The sequence below is a fragment of the Pelomonas candidula genome, from assembly GCF_043555985.1.
GTDB lineage: Bacteria > Pseudomonadota > Gammaproteobacteria > Burkholderiales > Burkholderiaceae_C > Pelomonas > Pelomonas candidula.
Map to the genome: position 1 here is coordinate 283,608 of NZ_JBIGIC010000001.1, position 23,832 is coordinate 307,439.

19 protein-coding genes are annotated in these 23,832 nt (G+C 69.5%); 4 read left to right on the top strand and 15 right to left on the bottom strand.

From position 1 onward, the window contains the following. Positions 1–48: 48 nt before the first annotated feature. The 6 genes from ACG04R_RS01440 to ACG04R_RS01465 form a co-directional block, all read right to left on the bottom strand. Positions 49–1,143, bottom strand: a complete 1,095-nt coding sequence (locus ACG04R_RS01440) for a GGDEF domain-containing protein (protein WP_394405847.1) — start codon at positions 1,141–1,143, stop codon at positions 49–51. Continuing rightward, positions 1,140–2,054 (bottom strand): pseudouridine synthase, encoded by a 915-nt coding sequence (locus ACG04R_RS01445; RefSeq protein ID WP_394405849.1) that lies wholly within the window; start codon positions 2,052–2,054, stop codon positions 1,140–1,142. Before ACG04R_RS01445 ends, ACG04R_RS01440 begins: the two co-directional genes overlap by 4 nt. Then, positions 2,054–2,944 (bottom strand): hypothetical protein, encoded by an 891-nt coding sequence (locus ACG04R_RS01450; RefSeq protein WP_394405851.1) that lies wholly within the window; start codon positions 2,942–2,944, stop codon positions 2,054–2,056. The genes ACG04R_RS01445 and ACG04R_RS01450 overlap by 1 nt, the downstream gene beginning before the upstream one ends. A gap of 2 nt (positions 2,945–2,946) precedes the next feature. After that, complete coding sequence (locus tag ACG04R_RS01455) at positions 2,947–4,248, bottom strand: UDP-N-acetylglucosamine 1-carboxyvinyltransferase (protein WP_394405853.1); 1,302 nt, start codon at positions 4,246–4,248, stop codon at positions 2,947–2,949. Between the two features lie 106 nt (positions 4,249–4,354). Then, complete coding sequence (trhO, locus tag ACG04R_RS01460; protein WP_394405855.1) at positions 4,355–5,146, bottom strand: oxygen-dependent tRNA uridine(34) hydroxylase TrhO; 792 nt, start codon at positions 5,144–5,146, stop codon at positions 4,355–4,357. 41 nt (positions 5,147–5,187) lie between these two features. Continuing rightward, the gene (locus ACG04R_RS01465; protein ID WP_394405857.1) at positions 5,188–5,898 is read right to left on the bottom strand and encodes a hypothetical protein; all 711 of its coding nucleotides are present in this window, start codon (positions 5,896–5,898) and stop codon (positions 5,188–5,190) included. Between the two features lie 199 nt (positions 5,899–6,097). On the opposite strand from ACG04R_RS01465, the gene asd reads away from it, so the two are divergent. Then, the gene (gene asd / locus ACG04R_RS01470; protein ID WP_394405859.1) at positions 6,098–6,934 is read left to right on the top strand and encodes an archaetidylserine decarboxylase; all 837 of its coding nucleotides are present in this window, start codon (positions 6,098–6,100) and stop codon (positions 6,932–6,934) included. Positions 6,935–6,958: 24 nt separating this feature from the next. On the opposite strand, the gene ACG04R_RS01475 is transcribed toward asd, so the two are convergent. The 9 genes from ACG04R_RS01475 to ACG04R_RS01515 form a co-directional block, all read right to left on the bottom strand. Next, a complete protein-coding gene (locus ACG04R_RS01475) occupies positions 6,959–7,099 on the bottom strand; it encodes a hypothetical protein (RefSeq protein ID WP_394405861.1) in 141 nt (46 codons plus the stop codon). Between the two features lie 70 nt (positions 7,100–7,169). After that, complete coding sequence (locus ACG04R_RS01480) at positions 7,170–9,434, bottom strand: putative bifunctional diguanylate cyclase/phosphodiesterase (RefSeq protein ID WP_394405863.1); 2,265 nt, start codon at positions 9,432–9,434, stop codon at positions 7,170–7,172. Positions 9,435–9,557: 123 nt separating this feature from the next. Further along, positions 9,558–10,940 (bottom strand): glycoside hydrolase family 30 protein, encoded by a 1,383-nt coding sequence (locus ACG04R_RS01485; protein ID WP_394405865.1) that lies wholly within the window; start codon positions 10,938–10,940, stop codon positions 9,558–9,560. Positions 10,941–10,943: 3 nt separating this feature from the next. Then, entirely contained in the window at positions 10,944–11,999 is a 1,056-nt protein-coding gene (locus tag ACG04R_RS01490; protein ID WP_394405867.1) for an ABC transporter ATP-binding protein, read from the bottom strand. After that, positions 11,996–12,859 carry a carbohydrate ABC transporter permease gene (locus tag ACG04R_RS01495; protein ID WP_394405868.1) on the bottom strand — a complete coding sequence of 288 codons (864 nt, stop codon included), beginning with the start codon at positions 12,857–12,859 and terminating at the stop codon, positions 11,996–11,998. Before ACG04R_RS01495 ends, ACG04R_RS01490 begins: the two co-directional genes overlap by 4 nt. Then, positions 12,859–13,734 carry a carbohydrate ABC transporter permease gene (locus ACG04R_RS01500; RefSeq protein WP_394405870.1) on the bottom strand — a complete coding sequence of 292 codons (876 nt, stop codon included), beginning with the start codon at positions 13,732–13,734 and terminating at the stop codon, positions 12,859–12,861. Before ACG04R_RS01500 ends, ACG04R_RS01495 begins: the two co-directional genes overlap by 1 nt. Positions 13,735–13,738: 4 nt before the next feature. Beyond that, entirely contained in the window at positions 13,739–14,971 is a 1,233-nt protein-coding gene (locus ACG04R_RS01505; RefSeq protein ID WP_394405872.1) for an ABC transporter substrate-binding protein, read from the bottom strand. A gap of 132 nt (positions 14,972–15,103) precedes the next feature. Then, complete coding sequence (locus ACG04R_RS01510; protein ID WP_394405873.1) at positions 15,104–16,450, bottom strand: GH1 family beta-glucosidase; 1,347 nt, start codon at positions 16,448–16,450, stop codon at positions 15,104–15,106. Positions 16,451–16,519: 69 nt separating this feature from the next. Beyond that, positions 16,520–19,228, bottom strand: coding sequence for a TonB-dependent receptor (locus tag ACG04R_RS01515; RefSeq protein WP_394405875.1), 2,709 nt, complete (start codon positions 19,226–19,228; stop codon positions 16,520–16,522). Between the two features lie 215 nt (positions 19,229–19,443). Between ACG04R_RS01515 and ACG04R_RS01520 the strand changes: the two genes are divergently transcribed. The 3 genes from ACG04R_RS01520 to ACG04R_RS01530 are packed head-to-tail and all read left to right on the top strand — an operon-like array spanning position 19,444 to position 23,751. After that, positions 19,444–21,348, top strand: a complete 1,905-nt coding sequence (locus tag ACG04R_RS01520; protein WP_394405877.1) for a glycoside hydrolase family 3 protein — start codon at positions 19,444–19,446, stop codon at positions 21,346–21,348. A gap of 33 nt (positions 21,349–21,381) precedes the next feature. Next, positions 21,382–22,404, top strand: coding sequence for a LacI family DNA-binding transcriptional regulator (locus ACG04R_RS01525; RefSeq protein WP_394405879.1), 1,023 nt, complete (start codon positions 21,382–21,384; stop codon positions 22,402–22,404). 51 nt (positions 22,405–22,455) lie between these two features. Continuing rightward, positions 22,456–23,751, top strand: coding sequence for a tryptophan--tRNA ligase (locus tag ACG04R_RS01530; protein WP_394405881.1), 1,296 nt, complete (start codon positions 22,456–22,458; stop codon positions 23,749–23,751). Positions 23,752–23,832 lie beyond the last annotated feature (81 nt).

Consider the following 23,832-nt stretch of genomic DNA (forward strand, 5'->3'; position numbering starts at 1 on the left):
TGTCACGGGCTCGCCGGCCGCCGGGAGGTGTGGCGCGCTCGGGGTTTGTCAGGAGGCGGCGGTATTCACCTCGGCGTCTCCGGACACCGTGCGGTTGCGGCCGGCCCGCTTGGCCTCGTAGAGCGCGCGGTCGGCCGCGTTCAGCAGCTCGGCAAAACTGGCTGCACCGGCCGGCAGCATCGCCAGGCCGGCGGACAGCGTGGCGCTGAGGGTGCCGCCCTCGGGCGTCACGAAGGGCGCGTCCTGCACCATCAGCCGGATGCGCTCGGCCACCTCGCGCGCGCCGGCATGGTCGGTGCGCGGCAGCAGCACGACAAACTCCTCGCCGCCGTAACGCGCCGCGAGGTCGCCGGTGCGCAGCGAACGCTGGATGAGCCCGCCGACCTGGCGCAGCACCTCGTCGCCCGCCGGGTGGCCATGGCGGTCATTGATGGCCTTGAAGTGGTCGATGTCCAGGAACAGGCAGGCCAGCGGGTAGCGGTGGCGCACCGCCTGGCTGAACTCGATGAGGCTGCGGTGGTCGAAGTAGCGGCGGTTGTGCACGCCGGTCAGGCCATCGGTCATGCCGGCGCGGCGCAGGCGCTCGCGGTTGAGCATGCTCTCGATGGCGATGGCGGCGATGGCCGAAAGCCGGTCCAGGAACTTGGTGCCCGAGCCGGCGTCGTAGCGCTCGGCGTCGCGCGAGCCGAAGTGCAGGCTGCCGATCAGCAGGCCCTGGCGGATCAGCGGCAGTAGCGCCGCGGACCGCACCGGCGTGCCGTCGCCGAAGGCCTTGGCGAGCACGGCCTCGTGGTTGCCCGGGCCCACGAGGCGAGTCGTGCGCACGGCGCCGAACACGTCCTTCAGCGGGCCGTGGCCTTCCAGCAGCAGCGGCGCCTTGGTCATCGGCAGGCTGGGCAGCGCGCGGCGCAGCTCGCCGTCAGGGTCCAGCAGCCACAGCTCGGCGGCGTCGAGGTTGAAGTCGGCGCGGCACTCGACGAGCAGCAGGTTGACCAGCTCCTCCATCGACCCCACGGCGACGAGGCGGCGCTCCAGCGCGTCGAAGCGGTCCAGCTTGCGCTCGTTGGCCTTGGCGGCGTCGAGCAGCGACTGCAGCTGGCGGCGCAGCTCCTGGACTTGGATTTGGGGGTCGACGGCGGTCATGGCCGCGCGATTGTCGCGGCGTCTCGTGAAAAGTACCGCCGCTGGCCGGTCACGGGGTCGGTGAACCCGATTTCGCGTGCCACGAGTTGCAGCGGCGCGTCGAAGCGCGGCGGATTCTCGTGCGGCTGCAGCACCGGGTAGACGCGGTCGCCGACGAGGGGCAGGCCCAGCGCGTTCATCTGCGCGCGCAGCTGGTGGCGGGCGCCGGTGTGCGGCCGCAGCTCGTAGCGGGCCAGGCCTTGTTGCTGACCCTGCAGATGCTCGACGAGGTTGATCCACGTCTCGGCGTTGGGCTCGCCGGCGACGACCTGCATCTGCAGGAACTGCTCGGTGTCGGGCTCCTCCAGCCGGTGCCGCACCGTGCGCGGCCAGGGGCCTTCACCGGCCGGCGCGATGGCGTCGTAGACCTTCTCGACGGCGCGGTCGCGGAACAGCTGGTGGTAGGCGTCGCGGTCCTGAGACCGCACGCAGAAGACGACCAGGCCGGCCGTCTCGCGGTCCAGCCGGTGCACGGGAATCAGGTCGGCCAGGCCGGTGCGGTGCCGCAGCCGCGCCATCAGCGTCTGGCGCGCGTAGAGGCCGCTGGGCGTGACGGGCAGGAAGTGCGGCTTGTCGGCGACGAGCAGATGCTCGTCCTGGAAGACGATGCGTTCCTCGAACGGCACCTCGGGCTCGTCGGCCAGGTAGCGCCAGTAGAAGACGCGGCGGTTGGGCGTGTAGCCCGCTGCGACGGGCTGGCCGGCCTCGTCGACGACGTCGCCGCGGGCGAGGCGCTCGGGCCAGTCGGCCACGCGAGGCAGGCGTTCGGCGAGGAAATCAACCAGACTGGCCCAGGGGCCGGGCGGGCAGAACACGGCACTGGCGCCCACGCCGTCACGCAACGGCAGGGGCGGCTTCGCGGGCCGGGCCACTATTCGATGCGCGGCCCGCCGCGGGCACGCTCGTCCATGTAGGTGTTCAGCCGCTTGATGTCGTCCGGGCTGGCTCGTTCGCCGCGCCACTCGCGCACCCAGGCGGCGCGGTCGGGCTCCTGCGCCAGCGCGCGCACGGCGGCGTCGATGGCCTCGATGTAGCGGCGGCCGTCGGGCGTGCGGCTGCAGGACACAGTGGCCAGCAGCGTGCTGCGGCCCTCGCTCACCGGCAGCGCCACGAGGGCACCTGGGGCGCCGATGCGCTTGAGGTAGTCGTCGACGATGGACGGGTACTCCAGCGTGTAGTCCATGCGCCCCGCGCGCAGCATGTCCAGCAGCTGGGTGCTGGACTGGGCGCCGACGGCCAGGCGCGGCACGACCTCGGCCGCGAGCGCCTTGTCCAGCTGCGGCCCGAAGGCGCGGTCGCGGGCCAGCAGCAGGCTCAGGTCGCGGCGCTTGAGCAGGTCGGCCAGCGCGACGCGCCCGTCCGCCGGCCGGCCCTGCGTAAGCCGTGGCAGCGCATCGCGGCGCACGACGACGTGGATCTCGCGCGAGATCAGCGGCGGGTAGAGGTGCGAGAAGTACAGCCACTCGGCGCGCGCCGGCGTGCGCACGTGCAGCGCGGAGCACAGCGTCTGGCCGCTGCGCGACAGCGCCTCGTAGCGCGCCGTGCTGGCCTCGACGAACTCATGCTGGAACTGCGGCATGCGCGGCAGCAGCACGCGCAGGTAGCCATCCACCTCGCCATGCCCCAGCTCGGCCAGCGAGCGCGGCGCGTGGCCCTCGTGGAAGCTGAAATGAGGCGGCATCTCCTGAGCCACCCAGCGGATGGTGTCGGCGTGTGCTGACGCCGCCGCCAGCAGGGCCGCGCAGGCCCAGGCCCGGCGCAAGCTCAATCCCCTTCGACCCACTCGATGCGTGCCCCGAGCTCGCAGATGTGCTCGACGAAGTTCGGGTGCGCGCGACGGATGGGCGTGGCGTTGCGGATCACGCTCTTGCCGGAGACGCTGGCCGCCACCATCAGCAGCGCGATGGCGACGCGGATGATGTAGGGGCTCTCGACCTCGGCCGGGCTCAGCGGCTTGCCGCCGAACGTGATCATGCGGTGCGGGTCGGACAGGAAGGCATGGCCGCCGAACTTGGCGAGTTCGCTGGTCCAGCCCATCGCGCCGTCGTAGACCTTGTTCCAGAACATCACGCTGCCCTCGGCCTTGACGCCCAGGGCCACGAAGATGGGCAGCAGGTCCACCGGCACATAGGGCCACGGCGCGGCTTCCACCTTCTGCAGGATGTTGCGCGTGAAGGGCTCCTTGACCTTCAGCGGGCCGTCCACCACGCAGCGGCTCCAGCCGTCCTCATGGACGATCTGCACGCCGAACTTCGCGAACGTGCGGTCCAGCAGCGGGAACATCTCCGGCGCACCGTTCTTGACCTGCACGTTGCCGCCGGTGATGGCGCCCAACGCCAGGAAGGTGACGATCTCGTGGAAGTCTTCGGTGAAGGTGTAGTCGGCGCCGCCGAGCTCCTGCACGCCGGTGATCTTCAGCTTGGACGTGCCATGGCCTTCGATCTGGGCACCCAGCAGCGACATGAAGTTGCAGAACTCCTGCACGTGCGGCTCGCTGGCTGCGTTGGTCAGCGTCGAGACGCCGTCGGCCAGCGCGGCGCACAGCACGAAGTTCTCGGTCGTCGTGACGGAGGCGTAGTCGGTCCAGTGATCGTTGGCGCTCAGCGGGCGCTGCACGCGCAGCACCAGACCGTCGGGCAGGCGCTCGACGTTGGCGCCGAAGCGCTCGAACACCTCCACGTGCGGGTCGATCTCGCGCGCGCCCAGCGTGCAGCCCTTGACGTCGTCCTCGATGCGCGCGGCGCCGAAGCGCGCCATCAGTCCGGGCACCAGCATGATGGACGAGCGCATTTCCTCGGGCAGGCGGTCCGTCGCCGGGTCGAAGTGGGTGTCGCGGTGGTGGACGTCGAGGATGCCCGTCTTGAAGTCCAGCTCGACCTGCGAGCCCAGCTTGCGGAAGACCTCGACGATCTTCTTCACGTCGGTGATCTCGGGCACGCCGCGCAGGCGCACGGGCTGCTTGGTCAGCAGCGTGGCGCACAGGATGGGCAGGACGGCGTTCTTGTTGGCCGAAGGGATGATGCGGCCCGAGAGGGGCGTGCCGCCGTGGACGATCAGGTGGGACATCGAATGAGGGATTTCGGTGCGCGCAAGCGGCGCGCGGTGGCATTGTCTGCGTTTGCAGCGCGGCACATCGGCCGCGGCCCGGAAGCTTTGTTCCGGGCTGTGGGAATCAATCCTCCGCCGGGTCCAGCCGCTTCGCCCGCGCCAGCCGCCAGGCGTCGGCCGGATCGGTGAATACGGCCTCGGCCGTCGTGCCCGTCTCGCGGCCCGCCGCGTCGATGGCGATGCGCTTGTCGAAGACGTAGCACTCGCCTTCCCAATCGGCTGCGGCGTCGGGGAAGGCCTCGAGGAAGTTCAGGATGCCGCCGTCCAGCTGGGCGACCTTGAGGCCGCGCTGCTGCATCCACGCCGCCGTCTTCTCGCAGCGGATGCCGCCGGTGCAGTACATCGCGACCGTCTTGCCCCGCCACTCGTCGCGGTGGGCCTCGACGTAGGCCGGGAAGTCGCGGAAGTGCGCCACGCCCGGGTCGATGGCGCCGCGGAAGCGCCCAAGCTTGAACTCGAAGCTGTTGCGGTTGTCGAGGACGACGGTGTCAGGGTCGGCCAGCAGCTCACGCCAGCGCTGCGGGCTGACGTGGGTGTCGGTCGCGTCCTGGCCGCTGACACCCGGGATGCCGAACGCGACGATCTCGCGCTTGACCGAGACCTTGAGGCGGCTGAACGGCAGGCGCTCGCAGGCGTTGTGCTTGACGTGCAGGCCGGCGAAGCCGGGCTCGGCCTGCAGCCGCGTCTCAAAGGCGTGGACCGCGTCGGCCTCGCCGGCGATGGCGGCGCTCAGGCCCTCCCCGGCGACGAGCACGACGCCACCCAGGCCGGTGGCCGTCTCACGCAGCCAGGCGGCGAACGCCGCGGGGTCGGCGACGGGCGTGAAGCGGTAGAAGGAGCTGTGAACGAAGGCCATGGGAGGAGCGGCGGATTATCCGCCGCTACCCGCGCCTCGCCTCACTGCAGGGGGCGCAGCAGCTCGTCCTTGCCCTGTTGCAAGGCCTGGAAGAAGGCGGTGTCCAGGTGCGGGTACTTGGGCCAGGCGTCCCAGTTGCCGTCGATCTCGCGGGCGACGTGGACCGGGTGGTACCACTGCAGCGCGTTGGTCTTCAGGTCGACGAGGTAGGCGGCGCCGTCGAAGACGGCCCGGGGCTCGGCGTCGGCCACGCAGTCGGCGCCGTAGCCACGCGCGACGCCCAGGCTGTCGATCTGGATCACCAGCAGCTTGTCCAGACGCTGCAGCTCCTTGAAGCTGCGGAAATCCTTGCGCGCCACGCCAGGCGTTCCAGCCATGACGCCGCCGAAGTCGGGCAGCGTCTCCAGGTCCAGCGCGTCGGCCAGCAGCACCGGCGTGGCGCCGCGCGCCGCGACCAGCGACGCCGCGCGCTCCTTCAGCACCGGCATGTCGCGTGGCGACAGCACGTGGACATGGTTGGTCAGCAGCGAGTGCCGGTAGGCCGCGGACGCCAGGCACAGCCCATGGCCGGCGCCGGGGAAGACGGTGTCCGCCCGCGGCACGACGCTCATGGCCACGCCGACGCGGCCGGCGTCGGCCCGCAGCGCGGAGGCCGGCAGCGGCACCGACTGCTGCTGCGGCGGTACGACGGCACAACCGCCCAGCACGAAGGCAAGGCTTGTCAACACGGCCGGCATGATGTGCAAACGCATGATTTCTCCCTGCCGGCCATTGTTGCAGCCACGCGGGCCGGCTCGACAGCGGCGCGATGATCGCAGCGGTGGCGCCGGCACGGTGCTGCGTATTCCCCTGTCAACCGGGCACGCCCTTGGCGGGCACCCCGCGCTTTCCCCTGCGAACGGCGGCCGGGCGGCTTCCTAGAATCCCCGACCCTCTTCCGGCCCCGATGCCATGTCCGACCGTCTCAAAGTCCTGCCCCAATACCTGATGCCCAAGCTGGCGATGACGCGCCTGGCCGGGCATTACGCGTCCAAGCCGCTGGGGGGCATCACGACGTCGACGATCCGCCGCTTCGTCGCGCGCTACGGCGTCAACATGGCCGAGGCGGCCGAGCCGGACATCGCCGCCTACAAGACCTTCAACGACTTCTTCACCCGCGCGCTCAAGCCCGGTGCGCGGCCGTTGGCCGACGCGCCGCTGGTCTGCCCCGTGGATGGCGCGATCAGCCAGGTCGGCCGCATCCAGGGCGACCAGATCTACCAGGCCAAGGGCCAGGCGTTCTCGACGACGGCGCTGATCGGCGGCGACGCGCAGCTGGCCGCGCGCTTCCAGGACGGCCTGTTCGCCAACCTCTACCTGAGCCCCAAGGACTACCACCGCATCCACATGCCCGCCGCGGGCCGGCTGGTGCGCATGGTGCACGTGCCGGGCGAGCTGTTCTCGGTGAACCCGGTGACGGCGCGCGGCGTGCCGGGGCTGTTCGCGCGCAACGAGCGGCTGGTCTGCGTGTTCGACGACGACCAGTTGGGCCGCTGGGTGCTGGTGCTGGTCGGCGCGACCATCGTCGGCAGCATGGCCACCGTGTGGCACGGCATCGTCAACCGCGCCGGTCCCGTACGCGAATGGGACTACCCGCCTGGCCAGGTCGCACTGGCCCAGGGCGACGAGATGGGTCGCTTCCTGCTCGGGTCCACCGTCGTCATGCTGTTCGAGAAGAGCAGCCTGCAGTTCAATCCGGCATGGCAGCCGGGCGGTGCGGTGCGCATGGGCGAACCGATGGCGAGCTGACGCTCGCGCCGGCCCGCCGGCCGGTCACGCCTGCAGCAGTGCGACGGCATGACGCAGCACGCGGGCACCGGCCTGCGGCGCCGCGACACGGGCCAGCAGCGGCCCAGCCAATGCGGCAGCCAGCACCAGCAGGGCGAGGCGGCGGGGAGTGAGGGGGCGGTCCATGGCGGTCCTCCGTGGCTTGTCCGTCCCTGGTACAGACGCTCCCTGGCCCGGCGGAACGCCAGGCAGCGCATCACACGATTGAGGATGCCGGCGCCAGCAGCGCCCCGGCCGCCTCGGCCAGCAGCGGCTTGGACAGCAGCCAGCCCTGCAGCTGCGTGCAGCCCAGCGCCTCGACCTCGGCGGCCTGGGCTTCGGTCTCGACGCCTTCGGCCACGATCGTCAGGCCCAGCGACCGGGCCAGCACGCAGGTCGCATGGACGACGGCGCCGGCCGAGGCCTCCGGCAGCGGGTCCACCATGCTGCGGTCCAGCTTGAGCGTCGTGATGGGCAGGCGGCGCAGCAGCGTCAGCGAGCTCTGGCCGGTGCCGAAATCGTCGAACGCCACGCCCACGCCGGCCTCACGCAGCCGGGCCAGTTGCGGCAGCACGCGGTCCATGTGGGTCATGGCGGCGGTCTCGGTGATCTCCACTTCCAGCAGCTCGGGCGGCAGGCCATGGGCGCGCACCAGCGCCAGCAGCCAGTCGGCGAAGCCGGCATCCTCGAACTGCAGCGGTGACACGTTCACGGCCACCGGCAACGCCACGAGGCCGCGCTGCGTCCAGGCGCGCAGCTGTTGCACGGCCTGCCGCAGGATGAGGGCCCCCAGCGCGACGATCTGGCCGGTGCGCTCGGCGGCGGGAATGAACTCCGCCGGGCTGATGCGGCCGCGGCCCGGCCGCTGCCAGCGCACCAGCGCCTCGAAGCCGACGAGGAGCCGCGAACGCGCCGCGAACTTGGGCTGGTAGTCGAGCTGGAACTCGTCCTGTTCGATGGCCGCGGCGAGCGCCTGCTCGATCTCCAGCAGGCCGCCGGCACCGGCCGCCATGCCGGGCTGGTAGGCCACGGCCGCGGCGCCGGCCTGCAGCTTGGCCTGGTGCATGGCCACGTCGGCGGCGTGCAGCAGCGATGCGCCATCCTGGCCGTGGGCCGGGTAGCGCGCGATGCCGATAGACATGTGCACGTACAGCGCGCGATGCCCCACGGTGAACGGCGCGTTCAGCAATGCCAGCAGGCGCTGGCCGGCCAGCAGCGCCGCCGCGTCGTCGTGGATGCCCGGATGCAGCAGCAGGAACTGGTCTTCGCCCAGGCGGGCCAGCATGGCGTCGGCCGGCAGCGCCCCGCGCAGCCGGTCGGCGATGGCGCGCAGCAAGGCATCGCCGGTCTCGTGGCCCAGGCTCTCATTGACGAGCTGGAAGCGGTCCAGGTCGGCCGACAGCAGCGCGAAGCCGGCGCTGCCGGGTTCGGTCAGCTCGGCCAGGCGAGCCAGCGCCGCGTGACGGTTGGGCAGGTCGGTCAGCTCGTCGTGCAGGGCCTGGCGGCGCAGCGCCTCGGTGGCGCGCTGGCGCTCGGTGTCGTCCAGCATCAGCACCAGCAGCGCCGCGCGCCCGTCCCACTCGAAGTAGCTGGACGTGCCGCGCACGTAGATGGCCGTGCCGTCGCTGCGGTAACGCTCACCCTCCCAGGCGATCTGGCCGCCCCGCTGCCCGATCAGTTGCGCGGAACGGGCGCGCGCGCTTTCGATGTCGGCCGGCGCGATGACGGACTCGATCGCCGTCGTGCCATCCAGATGGTCCAGGCCGAACATCGCCAGCGCGGCCGGGTTGGCGTAGACGGCATGGCCGTCCTGCACGACCACCAGGCCCTGCATGGACTGCTCGTAGAGCTGGCGCAGCCGTGAATTGACCTGCTCGGTCTCCAGGTGGGCGCGCCGCACCGACAGCAGGATCAGCGCCATCGCCAGCGCCACGTGCACATAGGTGCCGAGGATGTGGGTGACGATGGAGCGGGCCAGCGGGTCCAGCGCGGGGCCGCTGAGATGCACCAGGCCCGACGCGATGAAGCAGCCGGCGACGAACCGTTCGGACCGTGCGCCGCCGCGCCACAGCCAGAACGCCGCCAGCCAGGCGCCGCCCGCCAGCACGAGGGCGGCGACAACGACGGCGATGTGCTGGTTCAGCAGTGCCAGCGCGAGGATGACGCCCAGCAGCGAGCCGAACAGCGGCGCGTTGCGCGCCCAGCGCCAGATCCGGCCGCGGTAGCGTGCGGCGCCGGCCAGCTCGAAAGCGAGCGACGCGATGATGCAGGCCGTCGCCACCGTGGCCTGCGCCTGGTAGCGCAGCGACAACAGGTCGGGCGGCGCGAGCGCGACGCCCAGCGTCAGCCCCAAAGCCAGCAAGACATGGCTCCAGCCCCAGTCGCTGATGTGCGGGTGGCCGGGCTCCAGCCGTGCCAGTACCAGCAACGCCACGCCCAGCATGGCGATCAGGCTGGTGCTGATCAGCAGGAACCCGGTCATCGGGCCATCCTAGCGAGGGCCCCCAGGATTGCGCCAGCGAATCAAGCCCTCTGGTCAGAACTTCGCCCGAATGTCACAAGTGGGCGACACCCCCGGGCGCGCCAGCGCGCGGTCGGCGGGCCGTTACCAGGTGAACGTCACGACGCCACTGGCCGGTAGCTCGTAGGCAAAGCGCTGGGCCGGCGCCTGCACCACGAAGCGGCGCGCGACCTGGCCCGAGTTGCTGACGATGAGGACCATGCTGCCATCGGGGTTGGTGAAGGCGACATGGTCCAGCGCCGTCGCACCGCCGTCGGAGTCGACGCGCCGCGCGCCCTGGTGCACGAAGCGGCTGGCGTGGCCGAAGGCGTAGTACTCGATGTTGCGCGTGACCTTGCCGTCCTTGGGGTCGATGGTGACGACGCCGCGGCAGTCCTTGCAGCCACCCAGGTGCGGGCCGTGCGCCGGGTCCAGCGCGAGGTTCCACATCAGCACGCCGCGCGCGCCGTGGCGCGTGCTGCCGATGATGAGGTTGCGCGTGATCCACGGCAGCGTCTCGGCCCACTGCGGCTTCCACTCGCCACCGGAGCATTCGGTGAACCAGACGTCGAGTTCCGGAAACTGCTGCGACACCTGCGTCTGCGCGGCCACGTCGCCCGCGTAGCAGTGCCAGGCCACGCCCGACACGTACTTGCGCGCCGTCGCATCGGACAGCATGGACAGCGGGCTCCACGGCTCGTCCCAGTTGTGGTCCCACTCCAGCAGTTGCGTCTTCATGCCCTTGGCCGCCAGCAGCGGGCCGAGGTGCTTGCCCACCACCTCGGCGCGGGTGCGCGGCGGCATGCGCATGCCGGGGTAGTCGCCCGGCTCGAAGTGCGGCTCGTTCTGCAGCGTCAGCGCGAAGATGGGCACGCCTTCGGCCTTCATTTCGTCGACGTAGCGCACCATGTAGTTCGCGAACGCACCGTAGAACTCGGGCTTGAGCTGGCCCTGCACGAGGCTGTCGGTCGTCTTCATCCAGCCCGGCGCGCTCCAAGGCGAGGCCATGACCTGCAGCCTGGGGTTCAGCGCCAGCGCCTGCTTGACGGCGGGGATGACGTCCTCGCGCTCGGGTGCCAGCGAGAAGTGCTTGAGCTCGGGGTCGGTCTGGCCCGGCGGCATGTCGTCCAGGCTGTAGTGATGACGCGAGAAGTCCGACGCGCCGATGGTCAGCCGCGTGAACTCGAAGCCAAGCCCGTTCCCGTCGCGCGTGAACAGTTCGCGCATCAGCGCGTCGCGCTGCGCCTCGCTCATGCCGTGGCGGATCAGCCAGGCCGAGCCCTCGGTCATGGCCGCGCCGAAGCCGGCGATGCGCTGGTGCTGGCGCTTCGGGTCGACGCGGATGACGGCGTCGGCCTTCGTCGGCGCGGTCACCTCGCTCGGCGACAGCAGGTGCTGCTGGTCGGCCGTGGTCAGAAAAGACCGCACAGGAGCAGCGTTAGCACTGAAGGCGCAGGCAGCCGTCACTACCAGAAGGAGTTGTTTCATGGCTTAGCTCAGTCGAAGTTCGCTGGCGGCGTCGAAGACGCTCAGCAGGGTTTCGTCGATGTCGAAGGCCAGCGTCTCGCCGGCGGTGATGCGGCGGCCGTCGTGCACGAGGGCCGAGAAGCCCTGGCTGCCCGACTTCATCCAGATGACCTGGTGGTTGCCCATCGGCTCCACCAGCTCCACGGTGGCGCGCCAGCGGCCGTCGGGCTGCAGACGCACATGCTCGGGCCGCACACCCAGCACGACGTCCTGGCCCGGCTTCACGCGGCCGGCAGCGAGCTTGAGCGGCAGCGCGCCGTCCACCGTCACACCATCCGCACCGACCTTGGCCGGCACGAGGTTGATGGCCGGCGCGCCGAGGAAACCGGCGACGAACAGATTGGCCGGCGTCTCGTAGACCTCGGCCGGCGTGCCGATCTGCTGGATGACGCCACTCTTCATGACGACGATGCGCGAGGCCAGCGTCATGGCTTCGACCTGATCGTGAGTCACGTAGATCATCGTGCTGCCCAGCGTCTGGTGCAGCAGCTTCAGCTCGCGGCGCAGCTCGGCGCGCAACTTGGCGTCGAGGTTGGACAGCGGCTCGTCGAACAGGAACACGCCGGCCTCGCGCACCAGCGCCCGGCCGATGGCGACGCGCTGGCGCTGGCCGCCGGACAACTGCGCCGGTTTGCGGCTCAGCAGCGGCGTCAGCTGCAGCATGTTCGCCGCCTTGTCGACGCGGCGGGCGATCTCGGCCTTCGGCGTGCCGGCCACGCGCAGGCCGAAGCTCATGTTCTTCTCGACCGTCATCGTCGGGTAGAGCGCGTAGCTCTGGAACACCATGCCGATGCCGCGCTCGGAGGGCTCGGCATCAGTCATGTCGGTGCCGCCGATGTGGATGCTGCCGCCGCTGACGTCGATGAGGCCGGCGATGCTGTGCAGCAGCGTCGACTTGCCGCAACCCGACGGGCCCAGCAGCACGAGGAACTCGCCCTCGTGGACCTGCAGGTCCAGGCCCTTGATGACCTCGTTGGACCCGAACTTGATGCTCAGGCCCTGGATGTTCACACCACTCACTTGACCGCTCCCGCAGCAATGCCACGGACGAACCAGCGGCCAGAAATCAGATAGACCAACAGGGGCACCGCCGACGTGAGGATGGTGGCCGCCATGTTGAGGTTGTAGAGGCGCTCGCCGGTCGTCGTGTTGATGACGTTGTTGAGCTGCACCGTCATCGGCAGGTTGTCGCGGCCGGCGAAGGTCAGGCCCAGGATGTAGTCGTTCCACACGCCGGTGATCTGCATGATGGCCGCGACGATCAGCATGGGCGTGCTCATCGGCAGCACGAGCTGCACGAAGATGCGCCAGAAGCCGCCGCCGTCCACGCGGGCCGCCTTGAACAGCTCGGCCGGCAGGCCTGCGTAGTAGTTGCGGAACAGCAGCGTCATGATGGGCATGGCGAACACCAGATGCACGACGACGATGCCAGGCAGGCTGCTGTAGATGCCGACGGCGGCCTCCAGCTTGACGAGCGGATAGATCATCACCTGGATGGGGATGAAGGCGCCCATCATCAGCACGCCGAACAGCCACTGGCTGCCCTTGGGCTTCCACCAGCTCAACGCGTAACCGTTGATGGCGCCCAGCAGGATGGGCAGCACGACGGACGGCACGGCGATGGTCACGGAGTTCCAGAACCCGCCGCGCACGCCTTCGCAGCTGACGCCGGTGCAGGCCTCGCTCCACGCGGCGCGCCAGGCGTCGAACGTGATGCTCGACGGCAGCGCAAAGATCTGGCCGAGACGGATCTCGTCCATGGTCTTGAACGACGTCGTCAGCATGACGTACAGCGGCAGCAGGAAGAAGGCCGCCGCGAACAGCAGGAAGGCGTAGACGCCGACGCGGGCCCAGAGGGCCGTTGCTTTGCGCTTGCCCATCAGTGGCCTCCCTGGGTTTTCTGACGGCTGCGGACGTAGGCCAGCGGCGCGACGAGGGCGAGCACGGTGATCAGCAGCATCACGGCGCCGGCCGAAGCCAGGGCCAGGTTCGCGCGGCCGAACAGATGGTCCATGATGAACTTGGCCGGCACATCACTGGCCGTGCCGGGGCCGCCCTGGGTCATCGCGACGACGGTGTCGAACACCTTGACGACGCCGGTGGCCAGCAGCGTGAAGACGGTCGCCAGCGTCGGGCCCATCATGGGCAGCACGACGGAGAGATACACGCGCCAGGTCGGGATGCCGTCCAGCCGTGCGGCTTTCCAGATCTCCTCGTCGATGCCGCGCAGGCCGGCCAGCATCAGCGCCATCACCAGCCCGGCGCCCTGCCAGGTGCCGGCGATGACGACGGTGTAGATCACCATGTCCTGGTCGACGATCCAGTCGAACTGGAACGTCTTCCAGCCCAGCTGCTGCATCGCGTTCTGCAAGCCGCTGTCGGGGTTGAGCACCCACTGCCAGACCAGGCCGGTCGCGACGAAGGACATCGCGTAGGGGTACAGGAAGGCCGTGCGCAGCACGCCCTCGCCACGCACCTTCTGGTCGACGAAGACGGCCAGCAGGAAGCCCAGCAGCATCGCCGCGACGATGTAGAGCACACCGTAGATGGCGAGGTTGTGGATGGCCAGTTGCCAGCGTTCGTTGTCGAGCAGGCGCTCGAACTGCTGCAGGCCGACGAAGTCGTTGTTCGGGAACGTGCGCGACGTGGACATGGACGTGCGCAACGTCCACAGCACGGTGCCGACATAGCCGACGAGAACGATGGCGGCCAGGGGCAGCAAGGCTCCCCAGGCCGCGAGACCGCGACGCTTCATCGGATCAGTTCCTGAGTGCGGAGACGATGTCCTTCTGGACCTTCTCGACGGGGATGTTGCGGTTCCAGTAGCTGGTCAGCACGTCCTGCAGCGCGCCGTTCTGGTCGGGCGTGATGTAGATCTCGCCGTTGGCCAGGTGGCGCGACTTGTCCTTCATCGCGGCCACGCCCATCTGTGCGCAGACGTCCATCTTGGAGACGTCCACATCGGTGCGGATGGGAATGGAACCCTTCTTCATGCTGAAGGCCACCTGCGTGGCCGGCTGCGTGATGACGCTGGCCAGCAACTGCTGGGCCTTGATCTGGTCGGGCTTGTCGGTCTTGGGGAAGACCATCACGTCGCCCTGGATGATGTAGGGCGCGTGCGGGCCGAAGCCCGGCGCGCACAGGTAGTCCTTGCCGGCCTCCTGCTTGGCCTGGGCGAACTCGCCCTTGGCCCAGTCGCCCATGATCTGCACGCCGGCCCGGCCGCTGATCAGCATGGCCGTCGCGTCGTTCCAGTTGCGGCCCGGCGAGCCTTTGTCGGTGTAGCTCTGCAGGCGCTTGAAGGCCAGCAGCACCTTCTTGAAGTCCTCGCCCATGATGGCCTTGGGGTCGCGGTCGCGGAACACCTTCAGGTACAGGTCGCGCCCGCCGTAGTGGGCCAGCACGGCGGTGAAGACGATGCCGTCCTGCCAGGGCTGGCCGCCGTGGGCCAGCGGCACGAGGCCGGCGGCCTTGAGCTTGTCCAGATCGGCAAAGAGTTCGTCGAAGCTCTTGGGTTCCTCCGCGATGCCGGCCTTCTTGAAGGCGGCCTTGGAGAACCAGAACCACGACATGTTGTGGATGTCGACCGGCGCGGCGTAGTAGTGGCCCTTGACCTTGATGGCCTGCAGCACCGTCTCCGGCAGGAACTTGTCCCAGCCATCGCGCTGGGCCACGGCGTCGACGTTGTTCAGATAGCCCTGGTCGACGATGTCGCGGAATTGCTGCGTGGTGTTGAACTGCGCGGCCGTCGGCGGGTTGCCGCCGGCGATGCGGTTGATGGCGACGGAACGCGCCTGCTCGCCCAGGGCGACGGCGGTGTCCACCCAGAGGCCGCCCTGGGCCTTGTAGGCGTCGGCCAGCGTCTTGGCGGCGGCGGATTCGCCGCCGGAGGTCCACCAGTGGATGACCTCGGCCTTCAGCTGGGCAGAGGCCGGCAAGGCCGTGGCGGCGAGCAGCGCGGCGGCGGCCAGCGCGTGACGGGGGTACTTCATCTTGTCTCCGAGTCTTGTGGGCGGCGAGGCGCAGTGTCTCCCGGCGCGTCGCGGCGCGCCTGAGGGAGGACCCTGTAATATTTCATTTAGAAACCGCTTGTTCTCTGCTGAATGCGGCCGCCAATCTGTTAATCATTCATTCAGGAATTGGCCATACCAGAGGCCGCTGTCCTTCAGGATGCGGCGCTGCGTGGCGTAGTCCACGTAGGCCAGGCCGAAGCGACGCAGATAGCCCTCGGCCCACTCGAAGTTGTCCAGCAGGCTCCAGGCGAAGTAGCCCTTCACCGGCACGCCGGCATCCACGGCCTGCTTCAGCGCGGCGAGGTGGCGCTGCAGGTAGCTAAGCCGCTCCTTGTCGTGCACACGGCCCTCGGGCGTCAGCACATCCTCGAAGGTGGACCCGTTCTCGGTCAGCTGGATGACGGCGGGGTTGTAGTCGCGCTGCACACGGCTCAGCAGGTCGACCAGGCCTTGCGGCGACACCTCCCAGCCGAAGCCGGTGCGCTCCACGCCCTCTTTTTCGACGAGGCTGGCACGCATCGGGCCACCGGCCGGGTCGTCCTTGACCATCTCGGGGAAGTAGTAGTTCACGCCCAGGAAATCGGTCGGCGTGGCGATGGCTTCGAGGTCGCCGGGCAGCACGGTGGGGGCGGCGTCGCCGACCAGCGCCAGCGTGTCCGCCGGGTAGCCACGGCCGAACAGCGGGTCCAGGAACCAGCGGTTGCGCAGGCCATCGTGGCGCTTCAACGCGGCATGGTCGGCGGCGCTGTCGGACGCGGCGGTGATGGGGTGCAGGCTCAGCGTGATGCCGATGTCGGCGCCGGGCACGTTCTTGCGGATGAGGGAAACCGCCTGGCCGTGCGACAGCAGCACGTGGTGGCTGGCCTGCAGCGCGTCGGCGAGGCTGGTGCCGCCGGGCGCGTGGATGTTCTCCCAGTAGCCCATCATGCAGGAGCACCACGGCTCGTTGTGCGTGATCCAGTGCTTGACGCGGTCGCCGAGGCGGCGGGTGACGACGTCGGTGTATTCGAGGAATGCGGCGACGGTGTCGCGCGTCAGCCAGCCGCCCTGCTCCTGCAGCGCCTGCGGCAGGTCCCAGTGGTACAGCGTGCACCACGGGTCGAGGCCGCGCTCCAGCATCGCGTCGACGAGACGGTCATAAAAGGCCAGGCCGGCCTCGTTCACGGCGCCACGCCCCGTGGGCAGGATGCGCGGCCACGCGATCGAGAAGCGGTAGGCGTTGACACCCAGCTGCCTGGCCATGTCGAGGTCCTGCGGGTAGCGGTGGTAGTGGTCGCAGGCGACGTTGCCGTTGGAGCCGTCGCGGATGCGACCGGGCTGCTGGCAGAAACGGTCCCAGATCGACTCGCCCTTGCCATCTTCCTGACCAGCGCCTTCGATCTGGAACGAGGAAGTGGACACGCCCCAGCGGAAGTCGGCGGGGAAGTCTTGGCGGGTCGGGGCGTTGTTGAAGCTCATGGGTCGGATGTGAGGGCGCCGGCCACGAGGCCGGCGCGGGGTCGGGAAAGTAGAGCGCTTGGCGAGATTTCAGAACTTGTACGTGCCGCCCAGCAGAAACTGGCGCCCATAAGAGGTGTAGCGCTCGGGCAGCGTGGCGTTGGGGTCCTTGGCACCCGTCGAGATGCCCACCCGCGTGCGGTACGGCCGGTCCTGCAGGTTATTGACCTGGAGCGTCAGAGACAAGCCCTTGAAGGCGCCCTCCTCGAAGGCGTAGCCAACCTGTGCATCCATGATGGTCTCGGCCTCGATCTTGCTCGGCACGTTCTCGCCGAAGGTGCCACGCACCGTCGTCACGAAGGCCGAGCGATGACGGCTGCCGATGCGCGCAGAGATGCCGTGGCGCTCGTAGTAGAGGCTGAGGCTGGTGGCGATGCCCGACAGGCCGTCCAGCGGGTTGTTGATGTTGTTGTCCTCGTGCAGCGAGCTGCGCGTGTTGGAAACGCTGCCTGTGATGCCGATGCCGTCCCAGGCCGGGCCGATCAGGCCCGCGTCCAGCGAACCGCTCAGCTCGGTGCCGGCGATCATGCCGCCGTTGCCGTTGGCCTGCGTGTTCAGCAGGCCGATGTTGCTGATCGGCGTGTAGGTCGTCGGGTTGGGGAAGCCGGTGAAGTCGAACGGGATGGAGCGCGAGTAGACGAAGTTCTTGATGTGCTTGTGGAAGGCCGCGGCCGCCACGTAGCTGCGCTTGCTGAAGTAATGCTCGACGGACAGGTCCACCGCGTCTGCACGCCACGGCTCCAGCTTGGCATTGCCGCCGCTGGCCGACCAGGTGCGGTCCGTGCTGCTGACGCTGATGTTCGAGAAGCCCGCGCGCATGTCTTCCATGTTCGGGCGCGCCAGCACCTTGGCCAGGCCGAAGCGCACGATGGTGTTGTCGGCCAGGTCGGCCGACAGGTTGATGGTGGGCAGCGTGTCGGTGTAGCTGGTGCCGCCGGTGGTGGGGTCGCTGGCCTTGGTGACGGGGTTCCACAGCAGGCCGTCGCTCCACTGCTTGGCGTGCACGACGCGCAGGCCCAGGCTGCCGTGGAAGGGCACGCCCGCCTCGAACTCGAAGCCCAGCTTGGCATGCGCTGCCGTGACCTGCTCGTGCACCGCCCAGATGCGGCCGGGGGCCTGGTCCACCGAGGACGGCGCCGAGTCATAAAGGCCCAGCACGCTGGGCAGGTCGAAATTGACCATGCGGATGTTGCTGCCGGCAAAGCTCAGGTCGGTCGGCTCGCGCAGCAGGTTGCTGGGGATCAGCACCGGCGTGCGGTTGTTCTTCAGGTTGTAGTAGACCTCGGTGCGGTTCATGGACTTGTCGCGCTCCGAATAGTCCACGCCGCCCTCGAAGCTGCTCAACCAGCCCTCGAAGCTGCGGCCCGCGGTGAGCTTGAGCGCCTTGATCTCGTCGCGCACGTGGGGGAACTGGCTGCGGCCATCGCGGCCCCAGTTGGCGGGGTCGGTCAGGTAGACCGACTTGGGGTCGGAGAAGTCGAAATTGGGCGCGAAGGTCGAGCGGCCGTCACCGGTGACGATGTGGGCGTTGTTCAACGCCACGCGGCTCAACGAGCCGGCCTCCACCTCGGCGTTCTGCTCGTCGCGCTTGGCCTTGGACCAGCTCAGGTCGCCCGCCAGCTTCCAGTCGGCCAGCTTCAACTCGTTGTTCCAGCCGATGGCGCGGATGTCGTCCTTGCGCTGGTTGAAGGTCGTCAACGCCACGGGCGTCGTGTTGAGGACGTTGCCGCTCGTGACGAGCTTGTCGCCATTGACCACGGTCGTCTGCGCATTGCTCCAGCTCGCGCCGGACCACACCGACATGTCCGACATCACCGTGCGGCGTGCCTCGGTCTGGTTGAACCTGGAGTAGTACAGGTCCAGCGTGCTGTGGAAGCCGTTGCCGGGCTTGTACTCCAGCACACCCATCAGGCCGTCGCGCTTCTGGCGCGACGAAGCGGCGCCCAGCTCGAAGCCCTGCAGCGCCACCGAATCCGTCGGCGTGCCCGGCAGCGGCGAGCCCCAGTTGTTGGTGTTGGCCCACCACCAGCTCTTGTAGTGCTTTTCCTGGTTGGGCGAATCCAGGTGGGCGAAGCCCACCGCCGCGCCCCAGGTGCGGTCGGTCGACTGCGTGACCCACGAGGCGCTGAGACGGTTGCCGGTGCCCGAGATCTCGGGGTTCAGCGAGCCGTTGGAGTTGCGCTCCAGGCGCGCACCGAGCACCACCTGCGAGGTGCTGAAGTCCAGCGGCCGCAGCGTCTTCATGTTGATGGTGCCGGACAGCCCCTGCGCCGACAGGCTGGGGTCGGGCGTCTTGTAGACCGTGGCGGCGTTGATCAGCTCGGAGGGGAACTGGTCGTACTCCACCGAGCGGTTGTCGCCCGTGGAGACGATCTCGCGGCCGTTCAGCAGCGTCACGCCGTAGCGCGGCGCCATGCCGCGGATGCTGATGACCGACGCGCGGCCCGCCACGCGCTGGGCCGTGAGGCCAGGCAGGCGCGAGATCGCGTCGGCGATGGACACGTCGGGCAGCTTGCCGATGTCCTCCGACGAGATGGCCTCGACGATGGCATCGGCATTGCGCTTGGTGCTGATCGAGGACTCGAGGCTGGCGCGGAAGCCCGTCACCGTGACGGTCTCGAGCTTCTGCTCGCCGGTCGGCGCCGTCTGGGCCAGCGCCGACGCGCTGATCAGGCCGGCGCACAGGGCCGCGATGGGGGTGAGGGCGTGCTCTCGGGCACGCAGGGAATGGCGAGGCATGGGGTGTGTCTCCTGGTTCGTCTTGTTCGCTGGTCGGGCGGTCCGCAACGGCAATCCCTCGCTGGCCAGGCCAGGAATTTACCGAAAAAATGGAACCGGTTCCAAACGCGACGCAAATCTAATTCGGCGCGCGCAAGGTTGTCAACCGAAGTCGCCCGGGGATTGACGTTTCATTTCCCCAACACCTACCGTCGCGGCCCCAACCCGAGACGACGATGAACCGCAACACCCTTCTTTTCGCCAGCCTGCTGGCGCTGGCCGGCACCGGCGCCAACGCAGCCGACACCGATGCCATCGTGCAGGCCTGGCCCGCCCGCCAGCCGCATCGCGACGCCGCGCTGAAGGGCCTGAGCCTGCGCCAGAAGATCGGCCAGATCACGCAGCCGGAGATCCGCACGATCACGCCCGACGAGGTGCGCGAGTACGCCATCGGCACCGTGCTGAACGGCGGCGGCGGCTGGCCCGGCATGGACCGCGCCGCCACGCCGGCGCAGTGGCGCGCGCTGTCTGAGCAGTTTCAGGCCGCGGCACTGCAGGCCACGCCCGGCATCCCGCTGCTGTGGGGCACGGACGCCCTGCACGGCCACAACAACGTGCGCGGCGCGACGCTCTTCCCGCACAACATCGGCCTGGGCGCCACGCGCGATGCCGACCTCGTGCGCGACATCGGCCGTGCCACCGCCCGCGCCGTGCGCGCGACCGGCCTGCACTGGACCTTCGCGCCGACGCTGGCCGTCGTGCAGGACGTGCGCTGGGGCCGCACCTACGAGAGCTTCGGCGCCGATCCGGCGCTCGTGAAGCGCCTCGGCCAGGCCGAGGTCGAAGGCCTGCAGGACGGGCTGAAGGACGGCCGCGGCGTGCTGGCCACGGCCAAGCACTACATCGCCGACGGCGGCACGCGCCGCGGCATCGACCAGGGCGTGGCGCACGCCTCGCCGGCCGAGCTCGCGCAGGTCCACGGCGCTGGCTATCTCGGCGCGCTGGACGCCGGCGTGCTGACCGCGATGGCCTCGTTCAGCAGCTGGACCGACAGCGCCGGCTACGTGGAGCACGGCAAGATGCACGGCAACAGGACGCTGCTGACCGACGTGCTGAAAGACCGCCTGGCCTTCGACGGCCTGGTGGTGAGCGACTGGGACGGCATCGGCCAGTTGCCGGGCTGCGCCCCCGAGGACTGTCCCGCCGCCATCAATGCCGGCATCGACATCGTCATGGTGCCGTTCAAGTGGAAGGCCTTCTACGCCAACACGCTACGCGACGTCGAGCAGGGCCGCATCCCGATGAGCCGCATCGACGACGCCGCGCGTCGCATCCTGCGCGTGAAGTTCAGCCTGTCGGTATCGACCGACGTGCCCGCCACGGTCGAGGCAATGCAGGAACCCGAACTGGCCCGTCGAGCGGTGCGCGAGTCTCTCGTGCTGCTGAAGAGCAAGCCGGGCCTGTTGCCGCTGCCGCGCACGGCGCGCGTGCTGGTCGTCGGCGCTGCGGCCGACGACGTGAAGCGCCAGGCCGGCGGCTGGAGCGTGACCTGGCAGGCCCGCGACACGAGCAACGCCGACTATCCACAGGCCACGACGCTGCTGGCCGCGCTGCGCCAGCGCCTGGGCGCGGCCCAGGTGACGTTCGACCCCGACGGCACGACGCAGGACCCGGCGCGCTTCGACGCCGTCGTCGCCGTGCTGGCCGAGCAACCCTATGCCGAGGGCGAGGGCGACGTGCGCATCACCGAGAGCCTGCGCCACAGCCGCCGCCATCCCGAGGACCTCGCCGTGCTCCAGCGCGTGAGTGGCCACGGCAAGCCCGTCATCACGCTGCTGTACTCGGGCCGGCCGCTGTACGTGAACGACCTGGCCAACAAGAGCGACGCCTTCATCGCCGCCTGGCTGCCTGGCAGCGAGGGCACGGGCCTGGCGGACCTGCTCGTCGCGCCCGCCGCCGGCGAGCCGGCCTGGCCGGGCTTCACGGGGCGGCTGTCCTTCCCGTGGCCGGCAGGGCCGTGCCAGTTCAGCACGCACGAAGCCAGGCCCTGGTGGCCGGTCGGCGGTGGGCTGAGCGGTGCCGAGAAGACCGAGCAGCCACGGTTGCCCGAACCCGCCGATCCGCCCCTCTGCCCCCTGTGATTCAATGCGCCCTCAGAGAACGCAAGAGGGCGAATGGCAACGATCAAGGATGTGGCGCGACTGGCGGGCGTGGGCGTGGGCACCGCGTCGCGCGTCATCAGCGGAAACGGTTCCGTCGCACCGGCAACGGCCGAGCGGGTGCGCAAGGTCATCGCCCAGCTGAAGTTCCGTCCGTCGCAGACGGCACGGTCGCTCGGCGCCGGCACATCCAAGCTGATCGGCGTCTACATCCCCTTCCTGCGCGGCACCTACTACACGCCCATCCTGCGCGTCATCGACCTGGTGCTGCGCGGCAAGGGCTTGCACATGGTCGTCGCGTTCGGCGAGGGCATCGAGGACGAGCGCGTCGAGACCAACGACGGCATGCGCTTCCTGCTGGACCGCGACTGCGACGGCCTCATCGTGCTGTCCAACGCGATCCAGGACGAGGACATCAAGGCGCTGGGCCCGGCCGCGCGCCAGGTCGTGGTGCTGAACCGGCACTTCGACCGCATCAAGGACCAGTGCTTCACGGCCGACCACGTGCAGGGCGGCGTGCAGGCCGCGCGCGCGCTGCTGCAGCACAAGCACAAGGACATCGCCGTCATCTCCGGCCCGACGACGTCGCCCGACAACGTGGCGCGCCTGGCCGGCTTCATGGGCGAGCTGGCGCTGCGCGGGCATGACGTCTCCAAGGTGCTGACCGTGCCGGGCGACTTCTCCAACCAGGCTGGCTGGGACGCAGCCGACACGCTGCTGAAGCTCAAGCGCCTGCCCACCGCGGTGTTCTGCGCCAACGACGAGATGGCCATCGGCCTGCTCGCCCACTTCCAGGAGCGCGGCGTGTCGGTGCCGCACGAGGTGTCGGTGCTGGGCTACGACGACTCGCCCAGCGCCGAGTTCGCCGCGCCGCGCCTCACGTCGGTGCACATCCCCAGCCACGAGGTCACGCTGGCGGGCCTGAACTGGCTGCTGAACCGCTGCTACGAGCTGGAGCTGCCAGTGTCGCGCCAGTTCGACATCTCCGTGACATGGCGGGCATCGGTGGCGGCACCGCCAACGCGGAAGCGGAGCTGACGGCAACAGCCGCCACAATCCGGGCCTGACTTCTTGTTTCGGCCCACAACAATGTCTTCGCGCGTCCTGACCGGCATCACCACGACCGGCACCCTGCACCTCGGCAACTACGTCGGCGCCATCCGCCCGGCCATCGCCGCCAGCCGCACGGCCGGCGTGGAGAGCTTCTTCTTCATGGCCGACTTCCACGCGCTGATCAAATGCGATGAGCCGGACCGCATCGCCCGCTCCAGCCGCGCCATCGCCGCCACCTGGCTGGCCGCCGGCCTGGATGCCGAGCGCGTCACCTTCTACCGCCAGAGCGACATCCCCGAGATTCCCGAGCTGACCTGGTTGCTGACCTGCGTGACCGCCAAGGGCCAGATGAACCGCGCCCATGCCTATAAGGCCGCCGTGGACGCCGCCGTCGCCGCCGGCGAGGAGCCGGATGCCAACGTGAGCCTGGGCCTGTTCAGCTACCCGGTGCTGATGGCCGCCGACATCCTGATGTTCAACGCGCACAAGGTGCCGGTGGGCAAGGACCAGATCCAGCACATCGAGATGGCCCGCGACGTGGGCCAGCGCTTCAACCACCTGTTCGGTCAGGGCAAGGACCTGTTCACGCTGCCCGAGGCCGTGACCGACGCCGAGATGGAGCTGCTGCCCGGCCTGGACGGCCGCAAGATGAGCAAGAGCTATGACAACGTCATTCCTCTGTTCGAGGGCGGCGCGAAGGCCCTGCAGGAAGCCGTCGCGCGCATCGTCACCGACAGCAAGCTGCCCGGCGAGCCCAAGGACCCCGAAGGCCAGGCGCTGGTCACGATCTTCGATGCCTTCGCCACGCCCGACGAGCGCGCCGCCTTCCGCGCCGCGCTGCGCGGCGGCCTGGGCTGGGGCGAGGCCAAGCAGCAACTCGTGGCGCAGATCGAAGGCCAGATCGGCCCGATGCGCGCCCGCTACGCCGAGCTGATGGCCCACCCCGAACAGCTCGAGGCCATCCTGCAGGCCGGCGCCGCCAAGGCCCGCGCCATCGCCATCCCGTTCCTGAAGACGCTGCGCGAGGCCGTGGGCCTGCGCCCGTACACGCAGACGGCGACCACCGCCATCGCGAAGGCCGAGAAGGCCGCGCTGCCGGTGTTCAAGCAGTACCGCGAGGCCGACGGCAAGTTCTACTTCAAGCTGCTCTCGGCCGGCGGCGAGCTGCTGCTGCAAAGCCAGGCCTTCGAGCAGGGCCGCGACGCCGGCCAGTGGGTCGCAAGGCTGAAGAAGGACGGCGCGGTCGCACTGACCGCCGACGCGCCCGTGCAGCGCGAAGCCAGCGAAGCCGACATCGCTGCCGCGCTCGCCGCATTCCAGGAAGAGGCCTGAAGTCATGAAGCCCCCACGCTCGCTTTGCTCACTGCCCCCCGAGGGGGCGCATCAGCGCCTTCGGGCGGCCGGGCGCCGCTG